Source organism: Rossellomorea sp. KS-H15a, from assembly GCF_024195245.1.
In the GTDB taxonomy this organism is placed as follows: Bacteria; Bacillota; Bacilli; order Bacillales; family Bacillaceae_B; genus Rossellomorea; species Rossellomorea vietnamensis.
In genome coordinates this window covers 1,881,057-1,901,746 of the sequence record NZ_CP096886.1, presented here as the reverse complement: position 1 = coordinate 1,901,746, position 20,690 = coordinate 1,881,057, and the positions used below count along the sequence as shown (strand labels likewise).

Sequence of the window (20,690 nt, the reverse complement as noted above, 5' to 3'; positions counted from 1 at the left end):
CCAGCCTCTTTCCTATTATTTGAAGATGGCCGAAATGATTTCGTCCGTGGTCATTCCACTTTCGACATCAAAGGTACCTGGGCGCAGCTCGTTCTCAAGCCCCCGCTTTTCTACCTCTTTATAGAAATCCAACCCATCTTTTATGATATTGGCTTGTTCCAAAGCGTTTCCTACGTCGATGCTTGTCATACCGGTAGAAACGGTGAGCATCGTTTTGTAGACCACCTTGCCGTCATCTTTCTTATCCGATGCTTTCTCTTCTTGATTTTCATTCATGGCTTTCAGCTGCTTGTTCCACTGGTCTTCAGTATGTATGACATAGCCTTTTGAAGTCAGCTTCTTCACCATTTCATCCTCTGTCAGCTTTTGCACTTCAGCAGGTTCTTCTTTTCCGGTACTGCTTGCTTCAGAAGGACCGAAAAGATACACAGCCCCAATCAAAGAGGTGGCGATCAAGATCCCTCCAGCAAAGCTCCGCAATGAATTCGATGTCACTGTCATTGTGCCACTAAGCTCCTTTCACCCTTTTGAGCCATAAATGGCGCAAGCATATGCTCCACTTCATTAGGCTTGAGCCTTGTTTTTCCTGCAATACTTTCAACAGAATAGCCTCTTTTATACAAATCAAGCATTTCACGGAGCAATTCGCGCTCTTCGGATGCTGCAGGTGCAGCTCCTGCCTGCTGGGCTGTAATTTCTGCATCCAATTGTATGTTTCGTAACTGCTTCTCCAATTCATGAACCTCGTTCAATACAGAAATGGAAACATGCTCTATCTGTTGCTCAAGCTTCGAGTTGGTTTGTGTCGTTTTAATAAACGATAAAATGAGCAGCACAACTGCTGACCCAAATAATATGGCGATTGCCCATCCCATCATAGGATCCTCCCTTTATGAAACTTTTTTATCAATTAAATTATACATTGATAAGGGAATAAATTCGATTTAAAACGACAAAATCCCACGAAAGTCCTGTTTTCTTAACAGGAAATTGTATTTATACATGGTTGATTCCCCGTAACATCAATATATTTTCAAGTTTAAAAGAAAAAGCATCCGACTACTATCGTCAGATGCCCTTTCTCTTCTACCCTGCCAGATTCTCTTTTGATCCCTGCTGGAGCTGATACATTTGATAATAACGGCCAAGCCTTTTCATTAATTCATCATGATTCCCACGTTCAACGATTTCGCCTCGATCTAATACAAGGATTTGATCCGCTTCCTTGATCGTGGATAATCTGTGAGCGATGATGAAGGTCGTACGGCCCTTTTTCAGGACTTCCATCGCTTCCTGGATGATCGCCTCAGTCTCTGTATCGATGCTTGATGTCGCTTCATCCAGAATCAGGATCGCTGGATTAAAGGCCAATGCACGTGCAAAGGATATCAGTTGGCGTTGTCCGGATGAAAGGGTGCTTCCTTTTTCGATCACCGGTTCATCATATCCATTCTCCAGATTTTTGAACACTTTTTCCGCTCCTACAGCATCGAGTGCCGCCTCTACCTGCTCTCTTGAAATCCTGGGATCATCGAGACTGACATTCGAAGCGATCGTCCCTGTGAACAAATAAGGATCCTGCAAGACGATTCCCATATGTTCCCGAATCGTTTGATAGGGAATATCGACAATGTCTTTTCCATCAATCCGGATTTCCCCTTCATTGCTATCATAGAAACGGAATAACAGATTCATGATCGAGCTTTTTCCTGAACCCGTATGTCCCACCAAGGCAACGGTTTCCCCTTTATTCGCTTCAAACGTAATATCTTTCAATACATATTCATTCTCTTTATATCCAAAGAATACATGCTCAAAGCTTACATTCCCGTCATACCTGCTCATTTTACCATCTTCCACAGGAGTCCCCGTCTCTTCAAGCAGTTGGAAAACCCGTTCTCCCGCCACAAGTGCCTGTTCGAGGTTGGCAAGTTGGTTCACGATCCCTGTGACTGGCTGGAACAACCGATTGATGTAGTCAACAAAGGCATAAAGGACGCCGAGCGTGACAACGGATCCCACTCCGATCGATGCTCCTCCGAAATACCAAATGAACGCCACGAACGTGATATTTCTCAGTACCCCAACAAGGTTATGGGAGGTCATTGAATTTAAGCTCAATAATTTATTTTGATATTTGAAGTGGGTTTCGTTCAGATCTTCGAATTCTTCGTTCGTTTTCTTCTCCCTGCTGAAAGCCTGTATGATGTTCATGCCCTGTATGGATTCATTGATCATGGCATTGATATCACTCACTTTCGATCTGATGATATGATTGTATTTCGACGCATAAATTCGGTAAAGATACGTCCACACAACCAGGATCGGTATCAGGATCAAGCAGATGGCCGCTAATTTTGCATCAAGGATAAAGAGTGCAATGTAAATACCGATAATATAAATCGTACTGGAGAAAAACGTTGATAGTACGGTTACATACAGGTCCCTGATTGCTTCGGTGTCGTTTGTGATCCGTGCAACGACCTTCCCTGCCGGAAGATTATCGAAATAGCGGATCGGAAGCTTCTGGATGTGTTGAAACACATCATTACGCATCTTTTGTATCACACGGTTTGCCGCCTTCTGAAGGTAAAACCGCTGGCCGTATTGGAAAAAAGCCGCGACGACAAGCAAGCCGAAATAAAAGGCAATCAATCGGATGATCCTAGGGATTTCAGGATTATAGAACTTGAGAAGCTCATCCCCTGTTAATTTCTTGGCGGGATAAGTTTCAGATTCCCCGCCTTTCGTGATCGTCATCTCCCCCGATGACACCGATCGTTCCCCGTCAAAGGAAACGGTGGCAGGGACGAAATAAAACGCTCTGCCAACCTGAAGGATACGGACGTCTTCCCCTTTTGTTTCTCCATCACTGAAATATTGATCACGTTTATACCAAGTACCCTCATAAGGTACAGCTTCTTTTCCCTCAACCGTTTCATACCAGGTCGATTCAATCCCGAGAATATGATCATCAATCAGTTTCTTGGCTATGAATGGACCGGCAAGTTCCGCCGCCACTGATACACTGAGCATCAAGAGGGCAGCTATGATGATTTTCTTATAAATGAGGGCATATTCGGTTAGTTTTCTTCCGACTTTCATGCGCCCACCTCCTCTGGTGAGGAATCTTCAACTTGTTGGCGGTCAAATTGTTCTTTATACCAACCGCCATTCCCGAGGAGCACTTCATGGACCCCTTCTTCTACCACTTTCCCATCCTCGAAAACGATGATCCAGTCAGCATGCTGAACCGCCGAGAGACGATGAGTCGTAATAATCGTTGTTTTTCCTTCACGTTCTGTTCGTATATTGTCTATGATCTTTGCTTCTGTCTTGGCATCTACTGCCGATAATGAGTCATCAAGGATAAGGATTTCAGGGTTCTTGATGAGGGCTCTTGCAATCGAAATCCGTTGTTTCTGGCCACCCGAGAGAGCCACACCCTTCTCCCCTACAAGGGTGGTCAACCCATCAGGCAGCATGTCGAGGTCCTTCTTGAAATCAGCCAATTCTATCGCCTTTTCCAAATCTTCCTCTGTTGCATCATGCTTTCCGAATAGAATATTTTCCCTTACGGTTCTGGAAAAAAGAACATGATCTTGTGGGACATACCCGATCCAATCCCTTACCTGCTGAATGGACAAGTCATCAATCGGGATACCTCCGATGGATAAGGAACCACTTCCCGCAGGATATTCACGGAGAAGCTGCTTGATGAAAGTCGTCTTACCGCTTCCTGTCTTCCCGACTATCCCGAGGGTTCCTCCTTGATGAATGTTCACATTGATGTTGGATAGGTTCAGTACCTGTGAGGAAGGATATTTGAAGTCCACATCCTTAAATCCGATCTGTTCCGGGGAATCGATCGATTTAGGATTTTCTCTATCCTGTACGTCCTGGACATAATCGAGTGTCTCCTGAACCCGATCGAGGGATGCATTCCCCCGCTGCATCACATTGATCAATTCACCGATTGCAAACATCGGCCAGATCAACATTCCCAGATACACATTAAAGGAAACCAGCTGTCCCAAGGTAATGCTCTGGTGGAATACCAGATACGCGCCATAACCCAATCCGATTAAGTAACTTAATCCAACGAGGACTTTTATGGTCGGTTCAAACAAAGAGTCGATCTTCGCAACACCGATATTTTTGTTATACACATCTTCCGTCATATCACCGAAACGATTTTCATCTGCCCTTTCCTGTACGTAAGCCCGGATGACCCTGACCCCTGCAATCGACTCAAGAACTTTATCATTCAGGTCTCCGAATGCATCCTGAGCTTCGGTGAACCGTTTATGGATTCTTGCACCATATACCTTCATTAACAAAGCCATGATCGGCAAAGGTAAAACGGCCGCTATCGTCAGTTTCCAGCTGATGAGAAACCCCATCGTAAACAGGATCGTTAACATGAACACGCTCGAATCGATCAACGTCAGGACACCGAAACCCGCCGTGATTGAAATCGCCTTTAAATCATTCGTCGCCCTTGCCATTAAATCACCCGTCCGATTCTTCTCAAAGAACGTCGGGGTCATCTTTAAGAGGTGACCCATGAATTTACTGCGCAGCTTCCTTTCAACGAGAAAGGCCCCGCCAAACAATTGATACATCCACACATACGTCATCCCATACGATATGATGGCAATCCCGGCAATCATCCAAAGGTACTTCCCCACCACATCCCAGGTCATCGCACCGAGGTGAATGTCATCGATGGCATTCCCCACAAGCTTCGGAGGGATCACATCAAGGATCCCTACAATCGTCAATAGAATGATCGCCACCGTATACCTTTTCCAATTTTCAATAAAGAACCATGATAATTTCTTAAAAATACTAAACATCCCAGTCTACCTCCCCATGTTGACTTTCTTTACTATCCGCCTTCTGTCTCCACAGCAGACATCATCTTCTTCATTTGAACCATTACCATCATCTTTTCCTCCTTCATAAAAATGGATAATCTATGTGTGATCAAGGATTCCCTTGGGTCCACCGTTAAGCGCTAACATACAAAAGACGGACGTCACAGGCAGTCAGAATCGCATTCCCCAGGTGGGGGTGATTCTGTTGTGCCTTATAGACGTCCGTCTTTATGAATAGACATAAAAAAGCACAGATTATATAACATAACCTGTGCTCGTGGATTCATATGAAATCATTAAGGAGTTACCGGTCATGTGATGATATGAAATTGATTTGAAAAGCCGCTGTTGCTCCTTGAGATCCATTCACTTTCATCATCACAAACCCTCCATTCATTACCGTTTTTTATTCCATTAATAACCATACTACAGGACATTAATTGTGTCAATATTATTTTTATTGATAATTTTCTATATACTATATGATTTTCTTCTGTATTCGGTAACCATCTTTCCTCTATTTCACTACAGTCTTATCATTCAACAGTGACCGCCGTACCATAAGCAATGATTTCAGAAGCGTTCTGCATGACAGAGGACGTTTCGAGACGAACAGCCACCACTGCATTCGCTCCTATTTGAGAAGCTTCCGCTTTCATGCGGTCAATAGCCTGCTTCCTTGCTTCCTCCATCAGTTCGCTGTATTCACTGATTTCACCGCCGATGATGGTCTTTAAACCTGCAATGATATCCTTTCCGATATGCTTAGCCTGTACCGTACTGCCCCTCACGAATCCCTTCAGTTCCTTGATTTACTTTCCTGGTACATAATCTGTCGTTACAATGATCATGATTTTCTCTCCCCGCTTCTCCTAAAAACTTTTTTCGCGAATATCAAATAAAAAATGATGGGCATCGGGCACTGAATCAGCCCCCAAATCCCCCAGAACCAATACTGATGTCCACTCCTACGTGCATCGATGAATAAATAGATGCTTTGGACCAAAAGAAGGGGAATGACAATCGGCAAGATATAAAGTTCTTCTCTTGTCATGTCCTTTTCACCTTTTTCGTATAAGTCAATCCAATAAATATCAAAGCTCCTGCGAAAATGAGAACCTGAAGGAGAAGAAATAGAATCGGCATTTGAAACAAAGTAAGGGAGAAAACGGTCAGTAGGCAGCAAGCAAGAAGAAGAAAGAGTATCAAATCTCGTTTAAACCTTGCTTTTAACTGTTCTTGCTGATCCTCGACCAATTGCTCAAACCATTGAAGGGACGGAGTACTTTGATCTACTTCACGATCAATGGATCGAAAGCCTTCCTCTATCAATTCCTTTAGTTCATCCTGTTCATGTTTGTTGTTCATCTATTTTCAACTCCTTTCTCATCCTTGTAATTCCGTGATGGACCCTGGATTTAACGGTCCCAGGCGGCAGATCCGTCATTTGACCGATCTCTTCGTATGAGTATCCATAATAGTGCTTCAATATGATAGGAAGCCTCGCCTCATCTGAAAGTCGTCCTAGTGCGGCTAATGCATCATTCCACTCTTCGTTTCTAGATTCCATTTCCCACTTGAGCTTTCTACCATTCATTTCTTCCCTCTGCCAATCCTTTTCTCTTTTGCTTTTGCGCTGAAGATCGATATACCGATTGGTGGCAATCGTGATCAGCCAGGAGGAAAATTTGGATTTCCCGTTGTATTGATGGATTTTCTCCACACATTTAGCCATTGTGTCCTGAGCAAGCTCTTCTGCCAGATCACGATTCATCGTTACTTTGATCAAATACTTCACTAAAAAGGGGTAATGTTCTCTAAATAGAAGAGCAAAGGCTTCATGGTTCCCTTTTTTCGCTTGCTTAATCCATTTTTTCTCTTCCATCCTTTACTGTCCTTTCTATCCCCCGGCAGGTGAGTTCATTGATAAGACGTACATGAAGAAAAAACGTTCATAAAATGATTATACTTTTTAAAAATAATTTTCATTCTTTTTATAATAGCGGTTTATTAAACATTTTTACTGTTAAAGAAGCGAGTGCTGGTTGATTTCCGCTACAGGTGCTCGCTTTCCGCGGGGCTGGCGGTGAGCCTCCTCGGCTACGCCTGCGGGGTCTCACCTGTCCAGCGTTTCCCGCAGGAGTCGAGCACCCTCCGCTCCAATCAACTATCAAAGCATATTTACTTATGAGTAAAGGAAAAATCATTTTTTCCTTCCAAACCACATTATTTTCAAACGATTGAAGAGGTTTATAATATAAAAAACCCCTACTGAATCATCTTGCCCAATTCAGCAGGGATGTTTCTTTAACTATTTAAAACGGCAGAATGTGGTTCTTCTTCCTTTACGTATTTAGGCAGGATGATGGTGTAGAATACGGCTACGATGATGAGGCAGCCTCCTACGAGCCAGTAGAGCATTTCAACTGTGATCACAGACGGGAATGTCATGGCGATGACTCCCAGGGTGATCGATTGTGACAGCATCATAAGGGGATTGATCCATCCCTGTACCCTCCCCATCATCTTTGGGTCAATGATACTCGGCATCCATCCCCCGATTGCAATGTTCACAAGTGGCAATCCCAGTGCAGCAATGAAAATGATCATCAGGAAAAGCCAGGTGGTCGGGGCAAACGATGCTGCGATGATAAAGGTACCCGATATCACGAGACCTGCCACGATCAATACATGAAATTTGAATTTTTGGGTGAGCATGGAGGAGAAGATACTTCCGATCAGCACTCCTGCCCCGAAGGCTACCCCTAATAGAATGGAATATTCTTCATAGGAATCGGGAGCCAATTTATATTTCAATATAAAGATAGGGATGACCGCAAATCCACCGTTCACAATGCCGAATACGATAAACCCTCCAATTAATGATAGGAGCAGCTTATGATTGAAAATATATTTCATTCCTTCTGTAAAATCTTTAGTCACAGATTGAATGTTCAAATCTTTCCAGGAATGCTTCCCATTTGGGAGCCTGACTTCTTCCGGAATGACACATTTCTTAATCAGGATGGCAGAGATCACAAAGGTAACAAAGTCAACCGCAATGGCACCGTAAATCCCTGTCGTCCAATAGACAAAGATGGCAACGGCATTTCCGAGTAGCATAAACAAGCTCATCACCATTTGGTTGAGTCCGGCAGCTGTAGAATAATCATCCTTTGAGAGGACCCCCTGCAGGATTCCTTGTTCTGCCGGGAAGAAAAATTTCTGGACACCGCTTCTTAGGAAGAGAACCGTAAAGATGAGCGGAAGCCAGCCTATGAAGATGGCACCGAATAATAATAATGTGAGAATAGCACTGATTGTATCACAGTGATAGGCAATTTTTTGGCGGTCCAATCTGTCAGCGAACACGCCTACAAGGAAAAACACGAGAAGAGTCGGGAGTGAATACATCATTTCCGTAATCGATGCATACATGGGCTGTTCAGAAAAGCGATCCAGCAGATAAAACATAAACGCTGTCAGGCCAATCACACTTCCCATATGCGAAGTAAAGTTAGCGAAGAATAATTTTAAAAATATTGGATTCTTAAAGATTTCAATCATTTTTTTCATAACATCCGTCCCCCATCAATAAGTAACTATCTTTATCATATGGAAATGACCTTAAGGACAGTAGGGGCTTCTGGTGGTTTTTTCCTCCGTCTCGGGTCGGATAAGGTTTAGGCGCCTCTACAAAAAGGGGAATGATTTTTCGTTTCGCTGATATATTCGGTATTTCGCTGATAAAAGTAATGTTTTCGCTGAAATATTCGGAATTCCGCTGATATATTCCAGATTTCGCTGATAAAATGAACATTTCACACGTACCGCTCTAAGTGAGCATCCAATTTCAATAAAAATAGCCCGGAGCACCAAGGCTCCGGGCTATCCTTTCTTTCCATCACTGTTCAAATGTCCCTTTCACGATTGCTTCCCCGTTTTCCACCATCAATTTCCCTCTGGCGAAAACCGTATTCACGTCAAGGGTTTCCTGATCCAAAAGGACAAGATCAGCGTCCTTTTCGACTTCCACGCGACCTTTTTGCTTTAGTTTCAGGATTTTCGCAGGATTCGAGGTAATGACCCTGATCGCTGTTTCCAATGGGATGTTTTCCATCAGAACGGCATCCCTCACTTCTTTATAGAGGCTTGACACCTGACCGATCTGCAGTCCAATCAGCTCTCCATCACTATCAAAATTCGGCAGACTTGCTTGTCCATCGGAGGTATAGGTGATTTGTTCCACCGGTACGCCCGCATCGAGCATGCGTTTAAGCGCTTGACTGCATTTCACTTCCCCGTCTTCCAGAAACTGAGGGATGGTACTTGTTGTAAAGTCTACATAGCCGCCTTTAAGTGCATATTGGATCCCTGCTTCAAAAAGATGGGCATTCCGGTTGATGTGAGTCGGATAGAACTGCTTGATCGGAATATCCGTCGTCTCGACAATCTCTTCCAGCAGGTTCAAGTGATCATAACTATCCCCGACGTGGATATTTACAATCCCGGCTTTCCCCGACAACATCCCTCCAATCCTTGCGGCGGAAGTAATTTTCGCTAACTCGTTTACCGTCGGCTGAGATGAGCGGTGATCGGCTATCGCCACTTCACCCACTCCAATGATTCTATCGACTAGGATGATATCATCCTCAATCTTTCCGGTTAGGGTTTTCAAAGGTACCTGGTATGAACCGGTTTGCGTATAACAGGTAATCCCTTCTTCCTCCAGCCCATTCGCTTTGGCTATGAGGCTTGCCATCGTCCTCGTCGTCCCGTCTGTGCCGATGACACCGACAAGGGTGGTGATTCCTGAGAGCGTGGCCTGAGTCAATTGGATTTCAGGAGTTCTTGTACGGAAGCTCCCTTCGCCTCCTCCGCCCATAATATGGACATGTGAGTCGATGAATCCGGGTACAACATACTTCCCGGTTGCATCCACCACTTTTATATCCACAAATTGACCGGGAAGTTCAATCTTGTCTTCAATGAAACCTATTTTATCCCCTACCAGGAGGATATCCTTTTTCCCTAGATATGATGGAGCATAAACTTCCCCGTTTTGAATTAATGTCAGCATGATGTTTGCTCCTTTCATTTCATGTTAATGACCAAGCCGGGCCAGAAAGGCGGACTCGGCACAAACGTTCAAAAATTAGAATCCAATGAGTGTGGCCGTAATCACAAAGATGGATGACAGTACGAATAGAATGAGCATGAATTTAATGATGAATTTAGCCCACACACCCCAATCGACCCGTGCCGCTCCGAGTGTTCCCATCAGGGCTGCAGAGGTCGGAACAAGGATATTCGTTAATCCATCCCCCAGTTGGAAAGCCAGTACCGATACTTGGCGCGTGACGCCTGCGATATCGGAAAGCGGGGCCATCAATGGCATCGTGAGCGCTGCTTGACCGGAACCGGAAACCACGAAGAAGTTGAATACAGATTGGAATACATACATACACCATGCTGAGATGGCTTCCGGGAAATCACCGACTACCTGCCCTGCACCATATAATACCGTGTTCAATACAGAGGGTGCATCCGGTGCGTCTCCACCAAGGATGATGACGATCCCTTTCGCCATCCCGACCACCAAAGCTGCAGGCAGAAGATCTTTCGCTCCGTCGATGAAGCCGTTTGCTACATCATCCCAACTCATTCCATTTAATTTAAACAGAACCCCGATGATCCCTGCAACTAAACCAATGGTAAAGAATTGGCTTGCAATCTCAGGAATATAATAGGCATGTTCCACTACCCCCCAAATGATCCAGGCGATCCCCACTACTACTGTAAGGATGACGAGTGAATGTCCCAAAGTGAACTTCGCATGTAAGTTTTCCACTTTACCTTCTTTCCTGAAATATTCATCCGTTTTGTAAGAAAGGCTTCGTTTAGGATCCTTCTTGATCGCATTGGCATATCTCCAAGTGTAAATGATTCCGACCAGCGTAAAGACGATCCACATGACAATTCTGAAGCCGGCTCCTGATAGAACCGGTACACCGGAAACCCCTTGAGCGATCGCTACCCCGAATGGATTCATCCACGATGTGGCAAACCCGATCTGAGTGGCAACATACGTGATCATAATCCCTGTGATGGCATCATATCCAATGGCAATCATGATCGGAACGAGGATCATGGCAAAGGCGATGGCCTCTTCCCCCATTCCAAAGACGGCCCCACCTAATGAAAATAAGAAGAACATGATCGGTATGATAAGGGACTCCTTCCCTTTGGTCCGATCGATTACCTTGAGGATCCCTTCTTCGATCGCCCTTGTTTTCATGATGATTCCGAAGGCTCCCCCGATAATGAGGATAAAGGCCACTACCCCAACGGCCGAGCCCCATTTATCCCCTGATACAAGACCTTCAAATACATAATTCAGGAAACCTATCCCACCACCAGGTTCAAAAAGGCTTGTTCCTTCCCTGATGAGGTTTCCATCCTCATCTTTTAAATAACTGAACGAATCCGGATCCAGGACTGTTTTGGTTTGTTCTTCCCCATCCTGCATATACGTGATTTCTTCTGTAGCAAATTGCCCCTTAGGTATGACATAGGTTAAAATGGCAGCCGCAAGTACGACGAAAAACACAATGATAAACGTATGCGGTACCTTCCAAGCTTTTTGTTCTCTCTCCATTTCTTATCCCCCCGTTTGACAGATTAATATTCTTCAATTTCTTATATGCAAGTTCCATGCCAACCCGTTATTATCTGAAAATACAAACTTCAACCCCACTAATGGTTGAAATAGGTTAGAATATATATAACCAAAAACCTTACATTAACCATAAGGAGGATTCAAATGAAACGTGAATTAATTCTATTAGCCGGCACAAAGGAAACAGAGAGAGCCCTGAAGGAACAGTTACAGTCCGTTTTTGGCGAACTGATCCATATTACCAGTTATGCCTGCGATGAAGGGATTCCAACCTTTTTCACAAACGAACTGATCGTATATTCATCTTCTCTGATCGAGCCTGAAGTACAGGAATATATCGATTTCGATTCCTGTACCATCATCAAAGCACGCCGTACGGTGAATTATGAATACATAGACCGCATATTTGAATTACCTCCGGGAAAGAAGATCCTTTATGTCAATGACTTCATCGAGACGGCCCAAGAAGCCGTCGCCACCCTGAAGCGTCTCGGTATAGATCACGTGGACTATATTCCCTACTCCCCATCAGGAGGAGGGGATACAAAACAGATCGATATAGCCGTTTCTCCAGGGGAGATGGCGAGCATCCCCTCTTCCATCCCCAAAAAAATCGATATAGGTGTCAGACTGATCGATTTGAATACGATCATGAAAATCATCCACCACTTTCAATTATCAGAGAGACTGACCTTTGATATTACAGACCGTTATACAAGGAAAATCATCGAGCTCAGTCAGAAGCTCGGTGCCATTAACCGTCGGGCCAAAACATTAAACAAATTTTTAAATAAAGTGGTCGATGGAGTGAACGACGGAATCCTCGCCTTTCAGGAGGATGGGGAAATCACCGTCTTCAATGAAGTACTCGAAAGAATGATCGGGATTACCGCGGCTCACGCTAAGGGGAAGAAATTGAGCAGGGTGTTCAAAAACATCGAGCTCAATCGTTTCCTGACCTCAGAGCAGGATGAAGATCTGGAATACTTCACACTCCGGCAGCAGAATGTCATGGTGTATCGCTTCCGGCTGGAGGCAGAAGGTGTCATTGTGGCTACTTTCAAGGATATGGAAGAGACCATTGAAATGGAGAAAGTGCGGAAACGCGAGCTCCAGCGAAGGGGATATATCGCTAAGTATACATTCGACAGCATATTAGGGAACAGCCCTCTTATTAAAGACACTAAATTGATCGCAGAAAAACTTGCAAAAAGCGAGCTGCCGATATTGATTTATGGTGAGACAGGGACTGGGAAAGAGCTGTTTTCCAGCGCCATGCACAATGATTCTTCGCGTAAGAACAGTCCATACCTCGCTGTTAACTGCAGCGCCTTGCCGGAGGACCTATTGGAAAGTGAATTATTCGGTTATGAGGAAGGCGCCTTTACGGGTGCTAAAAAGGGGGGCAAAAAAGGATTATTCGAACAAGCCGATGGAGGCACCCTGTTCCTTGATGAAATAGGCGATATCAGCTTAAAGCTTCAGGCGAGACTTCTAAGGGTGCTTCAGGAAATGGAAATCAGAAGGATTGGAGGAAACAAAAATATCCCGGTGGATGTGAGGATCATCGCTGCTACAAACAAGGATCTTCAAGCCTTAATCATTGAAGGTACGTTCCGGGAAGACCTCTACCATCGATTAAAAGTGTTATCCTTACAGCTTCCAAGTCTCAGGGAAAGAAGTGAAGATATCCCCCTTCTTATCGAACACTTCCTCGGAATGGAACATAGTAAAATCACCACGATCGACCGTGCCGTTTTGGAAGCCATGAAGAAAGCACCGTGGAAGGGAAATATCCGGGAACTAAAAAATACACTCCTATATATGATGACCGTAGCTGGGCACAACAGGCTGACTCTGCAAGAATTACCGAGAAATGATCATAATTTCACTGAGATAGAGCAAACTAACGGTACCTATTCTCCGGCGGAAATCACCATGTCTAAATCCCAGGAGTATATCAACATCCTGACTGCATTAGTGGGATTCTTTGAAAATGGAGAAAGGGCAAGCAGGGAAAAGATCCATTCTTCACTCCAACAAAGTCCGACCCCGCTCTCCGTTCAACAGATCAGGACAAGATTGAGCGAATTACAGGATTTAGGATTCGTTTTCATCCAAAGAGGGAGAATCGGAACTGAAATAACACCTGCAGGAGTAAATTGGCTAAACGAACAGAGGGAGAATGTTTTAACCAGTCGATAACGGGGTATCTTACCTTTAACCGGTTAGATACAAAAACATTCTTCACGATACAATAAGTCGAGGTGATTTTCATGGTACGTACGATCTTAATGGTCATTGGCGCAATTGTTGTTATTGGCTGGATCATCAGCATGCTTTAAAAGGAACCCCTATCAGCCAAACATTATTCTTGCAATTATTTGAGTTATATTATTGAAAGCGAAGGAGCAGAATGGATCTCCCCCCATTCTGCTCCTTATTTTTATTTCAAATAATCCACACTCCATCTCGGGAATCTGCCAAAGAAGATTAAAAATTCTTTAAACGGGTAAACAACAGATATCCCAATGTTGAGGTGATTAACGTGTATAGACATATTCTATTAGCTTACGATGAAACAGATGGCAGTAAAAAAGCATTAGACGAAGTATCGAAATTAATGAAAAGTTCTATAGACTCTAAACTGACCGTGCTTCATATTTCAGACGAAAAGACAGCGAATGAACCTCGTGACAACTTCACACCGACTCATGCACTCGCTGATACGTCTCCCGGTTTTGACAACCAGTACATGGGGAATCTATCGGTCTCCCCTGACAACAAGGTCCGTGACGAAGATAGGCATGAAATACAGACACCTACTTCCACTCACCCGTATTTAGTAAATGCGAGGGAAAAACTTTCTCCTCATGGAGTGGATGCCAACTACATTCACCTGTCAGGTTCTGAAGCGAAACGCATTTGTGAATACGCCAAGGAAATACAAGCCGACCTGGTTGTCGTTGGAAGCAGCGGCAAATCCGGCATGAAGAAATGGGTACTGGGAAGTGTAAGCGAAAAAATCACACAAGACTGTGAATCCAGTGTCCTTGTAGTAAAGTAAAATCATTAACAAAGAGGAGGGACGGACCTTAAAAGGTCCGTCCCTCCTCTTTGTTATGTATCTAATTACTCGTTAATTCATCCAATCGCTTATGGCTGCTTTTCTCATCGAAACTGCTATAGATCCGGTAGTCCTCTGCATCGAGTATTCGATAATGCTTGCTGAACAGATTTTGTTGAAGAATGTATTCGTCGGTCTTTTTGATATCCTTCCACCAAATCTTGCCACCAAGTGTTTTTTCCTTCCTGTAATCAATGCCTTCCCGGGCGATGGTCTCGATGACCTCAAGGGGTTCTCCACCAAGACTGGTCGTTAACGTTTCACTATCCTTGAATAACGCACAAATGGCGACGGCTGCGGTCCAACTGGCCATCACTCTACCCTTTTCAATCTGCACGAGGGTTTTTTTCGATAACCCTATGACAGTAGCCATCTTATCCTGCGTATACCCCGCCTCTGTCCGTACCAGCCTTAATTTATCAGAGATGATTAATATGATTTCTTCTTTTGTCATGGTTTCACACCTTAATCGTTTATAGTGTAATATTACACCTATATCATACCTGTTTTCAATCCCAATCAAACATCTTTTATCCAACCCATTAAATTTTGAATACAAATCAATGATTCATTATACTTCTACTTAGAATGCATGTAATCATTTTTGTAACCATGCGCTGAAGATAGCATCATTTTAAAGGAGGAATCAAGGTGAAGGATCCCATCATCGTTCTGATCAGAGAGGACTTACGGATGCATGATCACCCCGCTCTCTATGCAGCTTGCCAGGAAGGGAATGTGATCCCCCTATATATACTAGACGAGGAAAGCAACCTAGGCGAAGCAAAGAAGTGGTGGCTGCACCGGAATATCGAGGCCTACCAACATTCCCTTCAATCGATTAACGGCAGACTATGGCTGGATAAGGGGAACGTGGAAAAAATCCTTTCCAAATGGGTGAAGAACACCAACGCAAAGGCTGTTTACTGGAATCGGACATACGACCCCGACATTTACCAAAGGGATCGTTCGATGGCCGAGGCCCTGTCCTCCCAAGGAATCAAGGTCAAGACGTTCGAGGGAACCCTCCTTCTGCCCCCCTGGAAAATCAAAAAGGAGGACGGTACTCCATATAAGGTGTATTCAGCTTATTACCGATCACTCAGGAAAGAAGAAATCCCAAAACCCCTTCCAGCTCTTAAACGGGTGGAGGTTCCACAGCTACAAGACGATGGGATGGTCCTGAACGATTTGGATCTCCTTCCGACCATCCCCTGGTATCACATCATGGAAAGCATATGGGACCCTGGTGAAGAAGCGGCAATCAAAAGAATGAACTCATTCCTCACTAAAAGATTAGATGATTATTCAGAAGGGAGAGATTTCCCGGGCAAGGGACTGTATTCCACCTTGTCACCTTATTTGACTCTCGGGATCATTTCCGTCAGGAGAATCTATCATGCCCTCCTCGATATGGAGAATAAACCGATTGAACCATTTATTAAGCAGCTTATATGGAGGGAATTCTCCTATTCAGTCCTCCTCCATTATCCCGAGTCACCGACACGTCCACTAAATGAGAAGTTTGCCGAATTCCATTGGCAAAGTGATGAAGAAGGTTGGGAGAAATGGACAATGGGCAAAACCGGTTATCCCATTGTCGACGCAGGGATGAGAGAATTGTGGGCAACCGGTTTTATGCATAACCGGGTGCGAATGATTGTGGCATCCTTCCTGACGAAGCACCTGCTCATCCCATGGCAAAGGGGAGCAGAGTGGTTTCTTGATACCCTGATTGACGCAGACATTGCCAACAATTCAATGGGGTGGCAGTGGGTGGCAGGCTCAGGATTTGATGCAGCACCTTACTTCCGGATCTTTAATCCGACCCTTCAAAGTGAAAAGTTTGATGAAGAAGGGACATATATACGGATGTGGGTCCCTGAACTAAGTCAACTCCCTAATCGATATATACACAAACCCTCAGACGCTCCCGAAGATGTGCTGAAAAAGGCAAACCTTACCCTTGGAGCGGATTATCCATATCCGGTCGTTGATCACAAAGCAGCCAGAAAGAGAGCATTGGCCCACTACGAGGAAATAAAATAATGCAAAGAAAAGGACCCGATACAATCGTATCGGGTCCTTTTTAAGATCAATTGGTTATTCTTTTAGACGCAACTTAACAGTTTCGAACTCTTCCTGTACTTCTTTGGCAGGAGGGTTACCAACAAAACTGAAAATAAAGATTGCGATGGTCGCGAAGATGAATCCAGGCAGGAGCTCATACACATCGAAGAGTCCTCCAGACAACTGCTTCCATACAATGACGGTCACTGCACCCGTGATCATACCTGCAAGGGCACCATTACGTGTCATGCGTTTCCAGAATAAGCTCAAGATCACGACCGGTCCAAAAGCAGCACCGAAACCAGCCCATGCATAACTGACTAACTCAAGCACTTTACTATCGCGGTCATATCCTAGGAAAATGGCAAGGATGGCGATGACCACTACCGAAATACGACCAACCAATACCTCTTCTTTTTGGCTTGCTTCTTTTCGGAAAATGGCTTTATAGAAATCCTGAGCCAGGGCACTTGATGAAACAAGAAGCTGTGAATCCACTGTGCTCATGATCGCTGATAGAATGGCCGCAAGTAAGAAACCTGCTACCCATGGATTAAATAATACTTGCGAGAACATGATGAACACCGTTTCTGAGTTTTCCAACGGTGAATCAGCGAAATACGCAATACCAGAGAAACCGATGAAGATGGCTCCGAATAGGGAGACGATCATCCATACCATACCAATCAAGCGTGCTTTAGGTATTTCTCTCGTTGATTTAATACCCATAAAACGTACAATGATATGAGGCTGTCCGAAATAACCCAAGCCCCATGCGAGAAGCGACACGACTGAAACAAACGTCGCTCCCGTGTAAACATTCAAGTAAGACGGATCGATGCTTGATACGGCACTTACCGTTGCATCCCAACCGCCAATTTCGGAAATGGCTACGATCGGAATGATGATCAAAGCAAGGAACATCAAGATCCCTTGAATGAAGTCTGTCCAGCTGGCTGCAAGGAATCCACCAAAGAATGTGTAAGACAGGATGACCCCTGCACCAACCCATAAAGCTAATCGGTAATCCATATTGAATGATTCTTCAAGTAAGATTGCTCCCCCCACTAAACTCGATGAAGTATAGAACGTAAAGAAGATCAGGATGATGATAGCAGAGAACACTCGAAGAATTTTGCTTGAATCGTGAAAACGATTTTCAAAGAAATCAGGTACTGTGATTGAATCATTCGCCACTTCCGTATAAACCCGGAATGGCTTTGCAACGAATTGCCAATTCAAGTACGCACCTACCGATAGACCAATCGCTAACCAGATTGACCCCATACCACTGGCATAAACGGCACCCGGCAGACCGAGCATCAACCAACCACTCATGTCGGAAGAACCTGCACTCAAGGCAGCTACACCGGCAGTCAATCGCCTGCCTCCAAGCACGTAGTCGGATAAATTGCTGGTTAACTTAGCTGCCATGTAACCAATAATACCCATTCCAATTAAATAAATAATAATCGATGTTAACGTTTGAATATTAATATCCATAATCTACTCCTTTGTTTTTTCTGTAAAAAAAGTAATGATTGATAAAATGATCAATGTCGGCATCGGAATTAATAACCATAACCAGGTTCCCAATGTTAATTCTTCACCCATATCAAGTACCTCCTCCTTATGCAATTAAGTGTATTTTTTATACACTTATTTTTTTAATGTTAATTTCCCGGCTGTTACAGACACAAGAATTATCATACCATAAACGAGAATTTTTTAAAGTCATCTGCTTCTTACAGGGATAAATACATGAATAAATATACGTTAATATTCGATATTTTTGTCTTATATCAATTATTACTCAATATTTATTCACAAAAAATTATTTAAATTTATTGAAAAACAGTACTTTTTTCTCACCCTAATCAAAATAACGTACCAAGCAGATACGCTTTATTCATAGTTTTTTCATAATCGAATTTTTTATCCCTGTCCATTGTGTCGAAAAAGATCTCCACTTCTTTGTCAATGACCCCCATCTTTTCTGAAATTCCCTGTATTAGTTGGTGTCTCAACGATTCATCATGACCATTAGAAATAAATTCCTCCTTCGTTTCACCTGCGAGCCCGACCCAAAGAACCTTCTGAGGATTAACTTGAGTGAATGCCGGATATGTAAAGACTCGATCAATATACCCTTTCATAATGGCTGGTAAACCATACCACCAAATCGGGAACACAAAGATCAGGGCGTCATATCTCTTTAATTTCTTCCTTTCCTTCTCAACAATATAAGAGGGTTTTCCTTTCGCAGGGTTATCCCACTCATCTTCACCCTTTTCATCAAGCAGGGGATTGAATTCCTCCCTGTACAAATCTAAAATGGATGACTTATATTCTTTGTCATGCAGACCTTTCTGAATATGCTTTGTAATGGAAAATGTGAGGGAATTCGTCCGCGGATGGGCAACAATCATCAGTACTTTCAAGAAAAACAACTCCTTAAATAGACTTTAGTGATCACTGTGCAGCATTCACTATTCAGGATAACATACCGGATTTCTCACCAAGTCCGTCTCCTTTAATTTGTCGAATGTACATGGGGAGCATACATACCCAATACGCCCCGCTCCTCTTTACAAAAAAAAGATGAAATCGAGTTGATTTCATCTTTTTTTCTTGCAACATGACGTTGGGCGGACGTTTATGATTCGCCCCTTTGGATCTTAATGGTCCGTTTTTTCTCTGACTCGGATACAAACAGGGCACATGCAGCATCACCAGAGATGTTAATGGATGTACGGGCCATGTCCAACAGACGGTCTATTCCAAGGATCAAACCGATTCCTTCGACAGGAAGATTGACACTGCTTAAGACCATGGCCAGGAGGATCAACCCGACTCCCGGTACCCCTGCTGTACCGATACTGGCAAGTACAGCCGTGAGAACGACGGTAATGAGCTGTTCCATGGATAAATCCACATTGTATACCTGAGAGATGAACACAGTGGCCACCCCTTGCATGATGGCCGTACCATCCATGTTGATCGTGGCTCCCAGGGGCTGGACGAAGGAGCTGACCGACTTTGAGACACCCAGGCGCTGCTGGGCAACGTCCATTGAAATCGGGAGGGTCGCGTTACTGCTGGATGTACTGAACCCGACACTCATGGCAGGACTGAAATTCTTGAAGAACCAAATCGGGTTTTTCTTTGCGAGTAAGAATATCGTTCCTCCGTACGTAATGATGGCATGAACAAGTAAAGCCGCTAATACAACTACAAAATAAAGCCACATTGCTTTCAGGGCACTGGAACCCTGACTTCCAATTGCCGAAGCGATCAATCCAAATGTTCCGTATGGAGCGAATTTCATTACAAGGGTCACGAGATACATCATCAGATCGTTTCCTTGCTCCACAAGTTTCAGAATTCCTTTTGTCTTATCGCCCAGTGCCGTTAATCCGAATCCGATGAAGATGGCAAACGCGATGATCTGGAGCATATTGCCTTCGGTCATGGCGGTTAAGGGGTTTTTGGGGATGATGTTCATAAGTGTTTCGCCGACAGGAGGAGCCTTTTCTGTTTTAAAGCCCTCTGATTGGGAGGCGTCGATTCCTTCCACCAATCCCGGGTCGATGATGTATGCCAGTGTCAAACCGATCACAATAGCGATACACGTTGTCAGTAAAAAGTAAACAATCGTCTTCAAACCGATTCTTCCGAGTTTCTTCGGGTCTCCCAATCCTGCCGATCCAAGGACGATGGAAAGAAACACAATCGGCACGACAAGCATACTGATCAGGTTGAGGAAAATCTTCCCTAGGGGTGTGAACAGATAAGGGTCTAATATATCGAATAAATCTTTTGCAAATATGTTCAGGATCAATCCTACTACAGCCCCTAATATCAAGGCTGTAATGATCTTGGTTGTCAAATTAAATTTCATAGATGTACCTCCCTATAATTTTCCAAATAGTAT

The 20,690-nt window shown here is 44.0% G+C and carries 18 protein-coding genes; 3 read left to right on the top strand and 15 right to left on the bottom strand.

Features of this window, described 5'->3' with window-relative positions:
* Positions 1-15: 15 nt before the first annotated feature.
* The 11 genes from M1J35_RS09795 to yfcC all read right to left on the bottom strand — a co-directional run bounded on the left by M1J35_RS09795 (position 16) and on the right by yfcC (position 11,538).
* On the bottom strand, positions 16-501 hold the full coding sequence (locus M1J35_RS09795; RefSeq protein WP_224520553.1) for an endolytic transglycosylase MltG: 486 nt from the start codon (positions 499-501) through the stop codon (positions 16-18).
* Positions 498-878: a hypothetical protein gene (locus M1J35_RS09790; RefSeq protein ID WP_244886952.1), complete on the bottom strand. Its 381-nt coding sequence runs from the start codon at positions 876-878 to the stop codon at positions 498-500. The genes M1J35_RS09795 and M1J35_RS09790 overlap by 4 nt, the downstream gene beginning before the upstream one ends.
* Positions 879-1,086: 208 nt before the next feature.
* On the bottom strand, positions 1,087-3,105 hold the full coding sequence (locus M1J35_RS09785; RefSeq protein ID WP_254653534.1) for an ABC transporter ATP-binding protein: 2,019 nt from the start codon (positions 3,103-3,105) through the stop codon (positions 1,087-1,089).
* Positions 3,102-4,859, bottom strand: coding sequence for an ABC transporter ATP-binding protein (locus M1J35_RS09780; protein WP_061811092.1), 1,758 nt, complete (start codon positions 4,857-4,859; stop codon positions 3,102-3,104). Before M1J35_RS09780 ends, M1J35_RS09785 begins: the two co-directional genes overlap by 4 nt.
* Positions 4,860-5,416: 557 nt before the next feature.
* Entirely contained in the window at positions 5,417-5,692 is a 276-nt protein-coding gene (locus M1J35_RS09775; protein WP_254653729.1) for a YbjQ family protein, read from the bottom strand.
* A 35-nt stretch (positions 5,693-5,727) separates the two neighbouring features.
* The gene (locus tag M1J35_RS09770) at positions 5,728-5,934 is read right to left on the bottom strand and encodes a sigmaY antisigma factor component (protein ID WP_224520557.1); all 207 of its coding nucleotides are present in this window, start codon (positions 5,932-5,934) and stop codon (positions 5,728-5,730) included.
* The gene (locus M1J35_RS09765; protein ID WP_254653533.1) at positions 5,931-6,248 is read right to left on the bottom strand and encodes a YxlC family protein; all 318 of its coding nucleotides are present in this window, start codon (positions 6,246-6,248) and stop codon (positions 5,931-5,933) included. The genes M1J35_RS09770 and M1J35_RS09765 overlap by 4 nt, the downstream gene beginning before the upstream one ends.
* Positions 6,232-6,765 (bottom strand): RNA polymerase sigma factor SigY, encoded by a 534-nt coding sequence (sigY, locus tag M1J35_RS09760; protein WP_254653532.1) that lies wholly within the window; start codon positions 6,763-6,765, stop codon positions 6,232-6,234. The genes M1J35_RS09765 and sigY overlap by 17 nt, the downstream gene beginning before the upstream one ends.
* A 422-nt stretch (positions 6,766-7,187) precedes the next feature.
* Positions 7,188-8,456, bottom strand: coding sequence for an MFS transporter (locus M1J35_RS09755; RefSeq protein WP_061811088.1), 1,269 nt, complete (start codon positions 8,454-8,456; stop codon positions 7,188-7,190).
* A gap of 328 nt (positions 8,457-8,784) precedes the next feature.
* The gene (gene iadA, locus M1J35_RS09750; protein ID WP_254653531.1) at positions 8,785-9,960 is read right to left on the bottom strand and encodes a beta-aspartyl-peptidase; all 1,176 of its coding nucleotides are present in this window, start codon (positions 9,958-9,960) and stop codon (positions 8,785-8,787) included.
* 75 nt (positions 9,961-10,035) lie between these two features.
* Positions 10,036-11,538 carry a putative basic amino acid antiporter YfcC gene (gene yfcC, locus M1J35_RS09745; RefSeq protein ID WP_254653530.1) on the bottom strand — a complete coding sequence of 501 codons (1,503 nt, stop codon included), beginning with the start codon at positions 11,536-11,538 and terminating at the stop codon, positions 10,036-10,038.
* A gap of 165 nt (positions 11,539-11,703) precedes the next feature.
* Between yfcC and M1J35_RS09740 the strand changes: the two genes are divergently transcribed.
* Positions 11,704-13,764: a sigma-54 interaction domain-containing protein gene (locus tag M1J35_RS09740; RefSeq protein ID WP_254653529.1), complete on the top strand. Its 2,061-nt coding sequence runs from the start codon at positions 11,704-11,706 to the stop codon at positions 13,762-13,764.
* A 343-nt stretch (positions 13,765-14,107) separates the two neighbouring features.
* Positions 14,108-14,626, top strand: coding sequence for a universal stress protein (locus M1J35_RS09735; RefSeq protein WP_254653528.1), 519 nt, complete (start codon positions 14,108-14,110; stop codon positions 14,624-14,626).
* Between the two features lie 61 nt (positions 14,627-14,687).
* On the opposite strand, the gene M1J35_RS09730 is transcribed toward M1J35_RS09735, so the two are convergent.
* Positions 14,688-15,140, bottom strand: a complete 453-nt coding sequence (locus M1J35_RS09730; protein ID WP_034763211.1) for a helix-turn-helix transcriptional regulator — start codon at positions 15,138-15,140, stop codon at positions 14,688-14,690.
* A 197-nt stretch (positions 15,141-15,337) separates the two neighbouring features.
* On the opposite strand from M1J35_RS09730, the gene M1J35_RS09725 reads away from it, so the two are divergent.
* Entirely contained in the window at positions 15,338-16,735 is a 1,398-nt protein-coding gene (locus M1J35_RS09725; RefSeq protein WP_254653527.1) for a cryptochrome/photolyase family protein, read from the top strand.
* A 54-nt stretch (positions 16,736-16,789) separates the two neighbouring features.
* Here the strand turns inward: M1J35_RS09725 and putP are convergent, their stop codons facing one another.
* The 3 genes from putP to M1J35_RS09710 all read right to left on the bottom strand — a co-directional run bounded on the left by putP (position 16,790) and on the right by M1J35_RS09710 (position 20,657).
* Positions 16,790-18,259: a sodium/proline symporter PutP gene (gene putP / locus M1J35_RS09720; RefSeq protein ID WP_061810957.1), complete on the bottom strand. Its 1,470-nt coding sequence runs from the start codon at positions 18,257-18,259 to the stop codon at positions 16,790-16,792.
* Between the two features lie 374 nt (positions 18,260-18,633).
* Entirely contained in the window at positions 18,634-19,197 is a 564-nt protein-coding gene (locus M1J35_RS09715; protein ID WP_061810956.1) for an NAD(P)H oxidoreductase, read from the bottom strand.
* 215 nt (positions 19,198-19,412) lie between these two features.
* Entirely contained in the window at positions 19,413-20,657 is a 1,245-nt protein-coding gene (locus tag M1J35_RS09710) for a dicarboxylate/amino acid:cation symporter (protein WP_061810955.1), read from the bottom strand.
* Between the last annotated feature and the right edge of the window lie 33 nt (positions 20,658-20,690).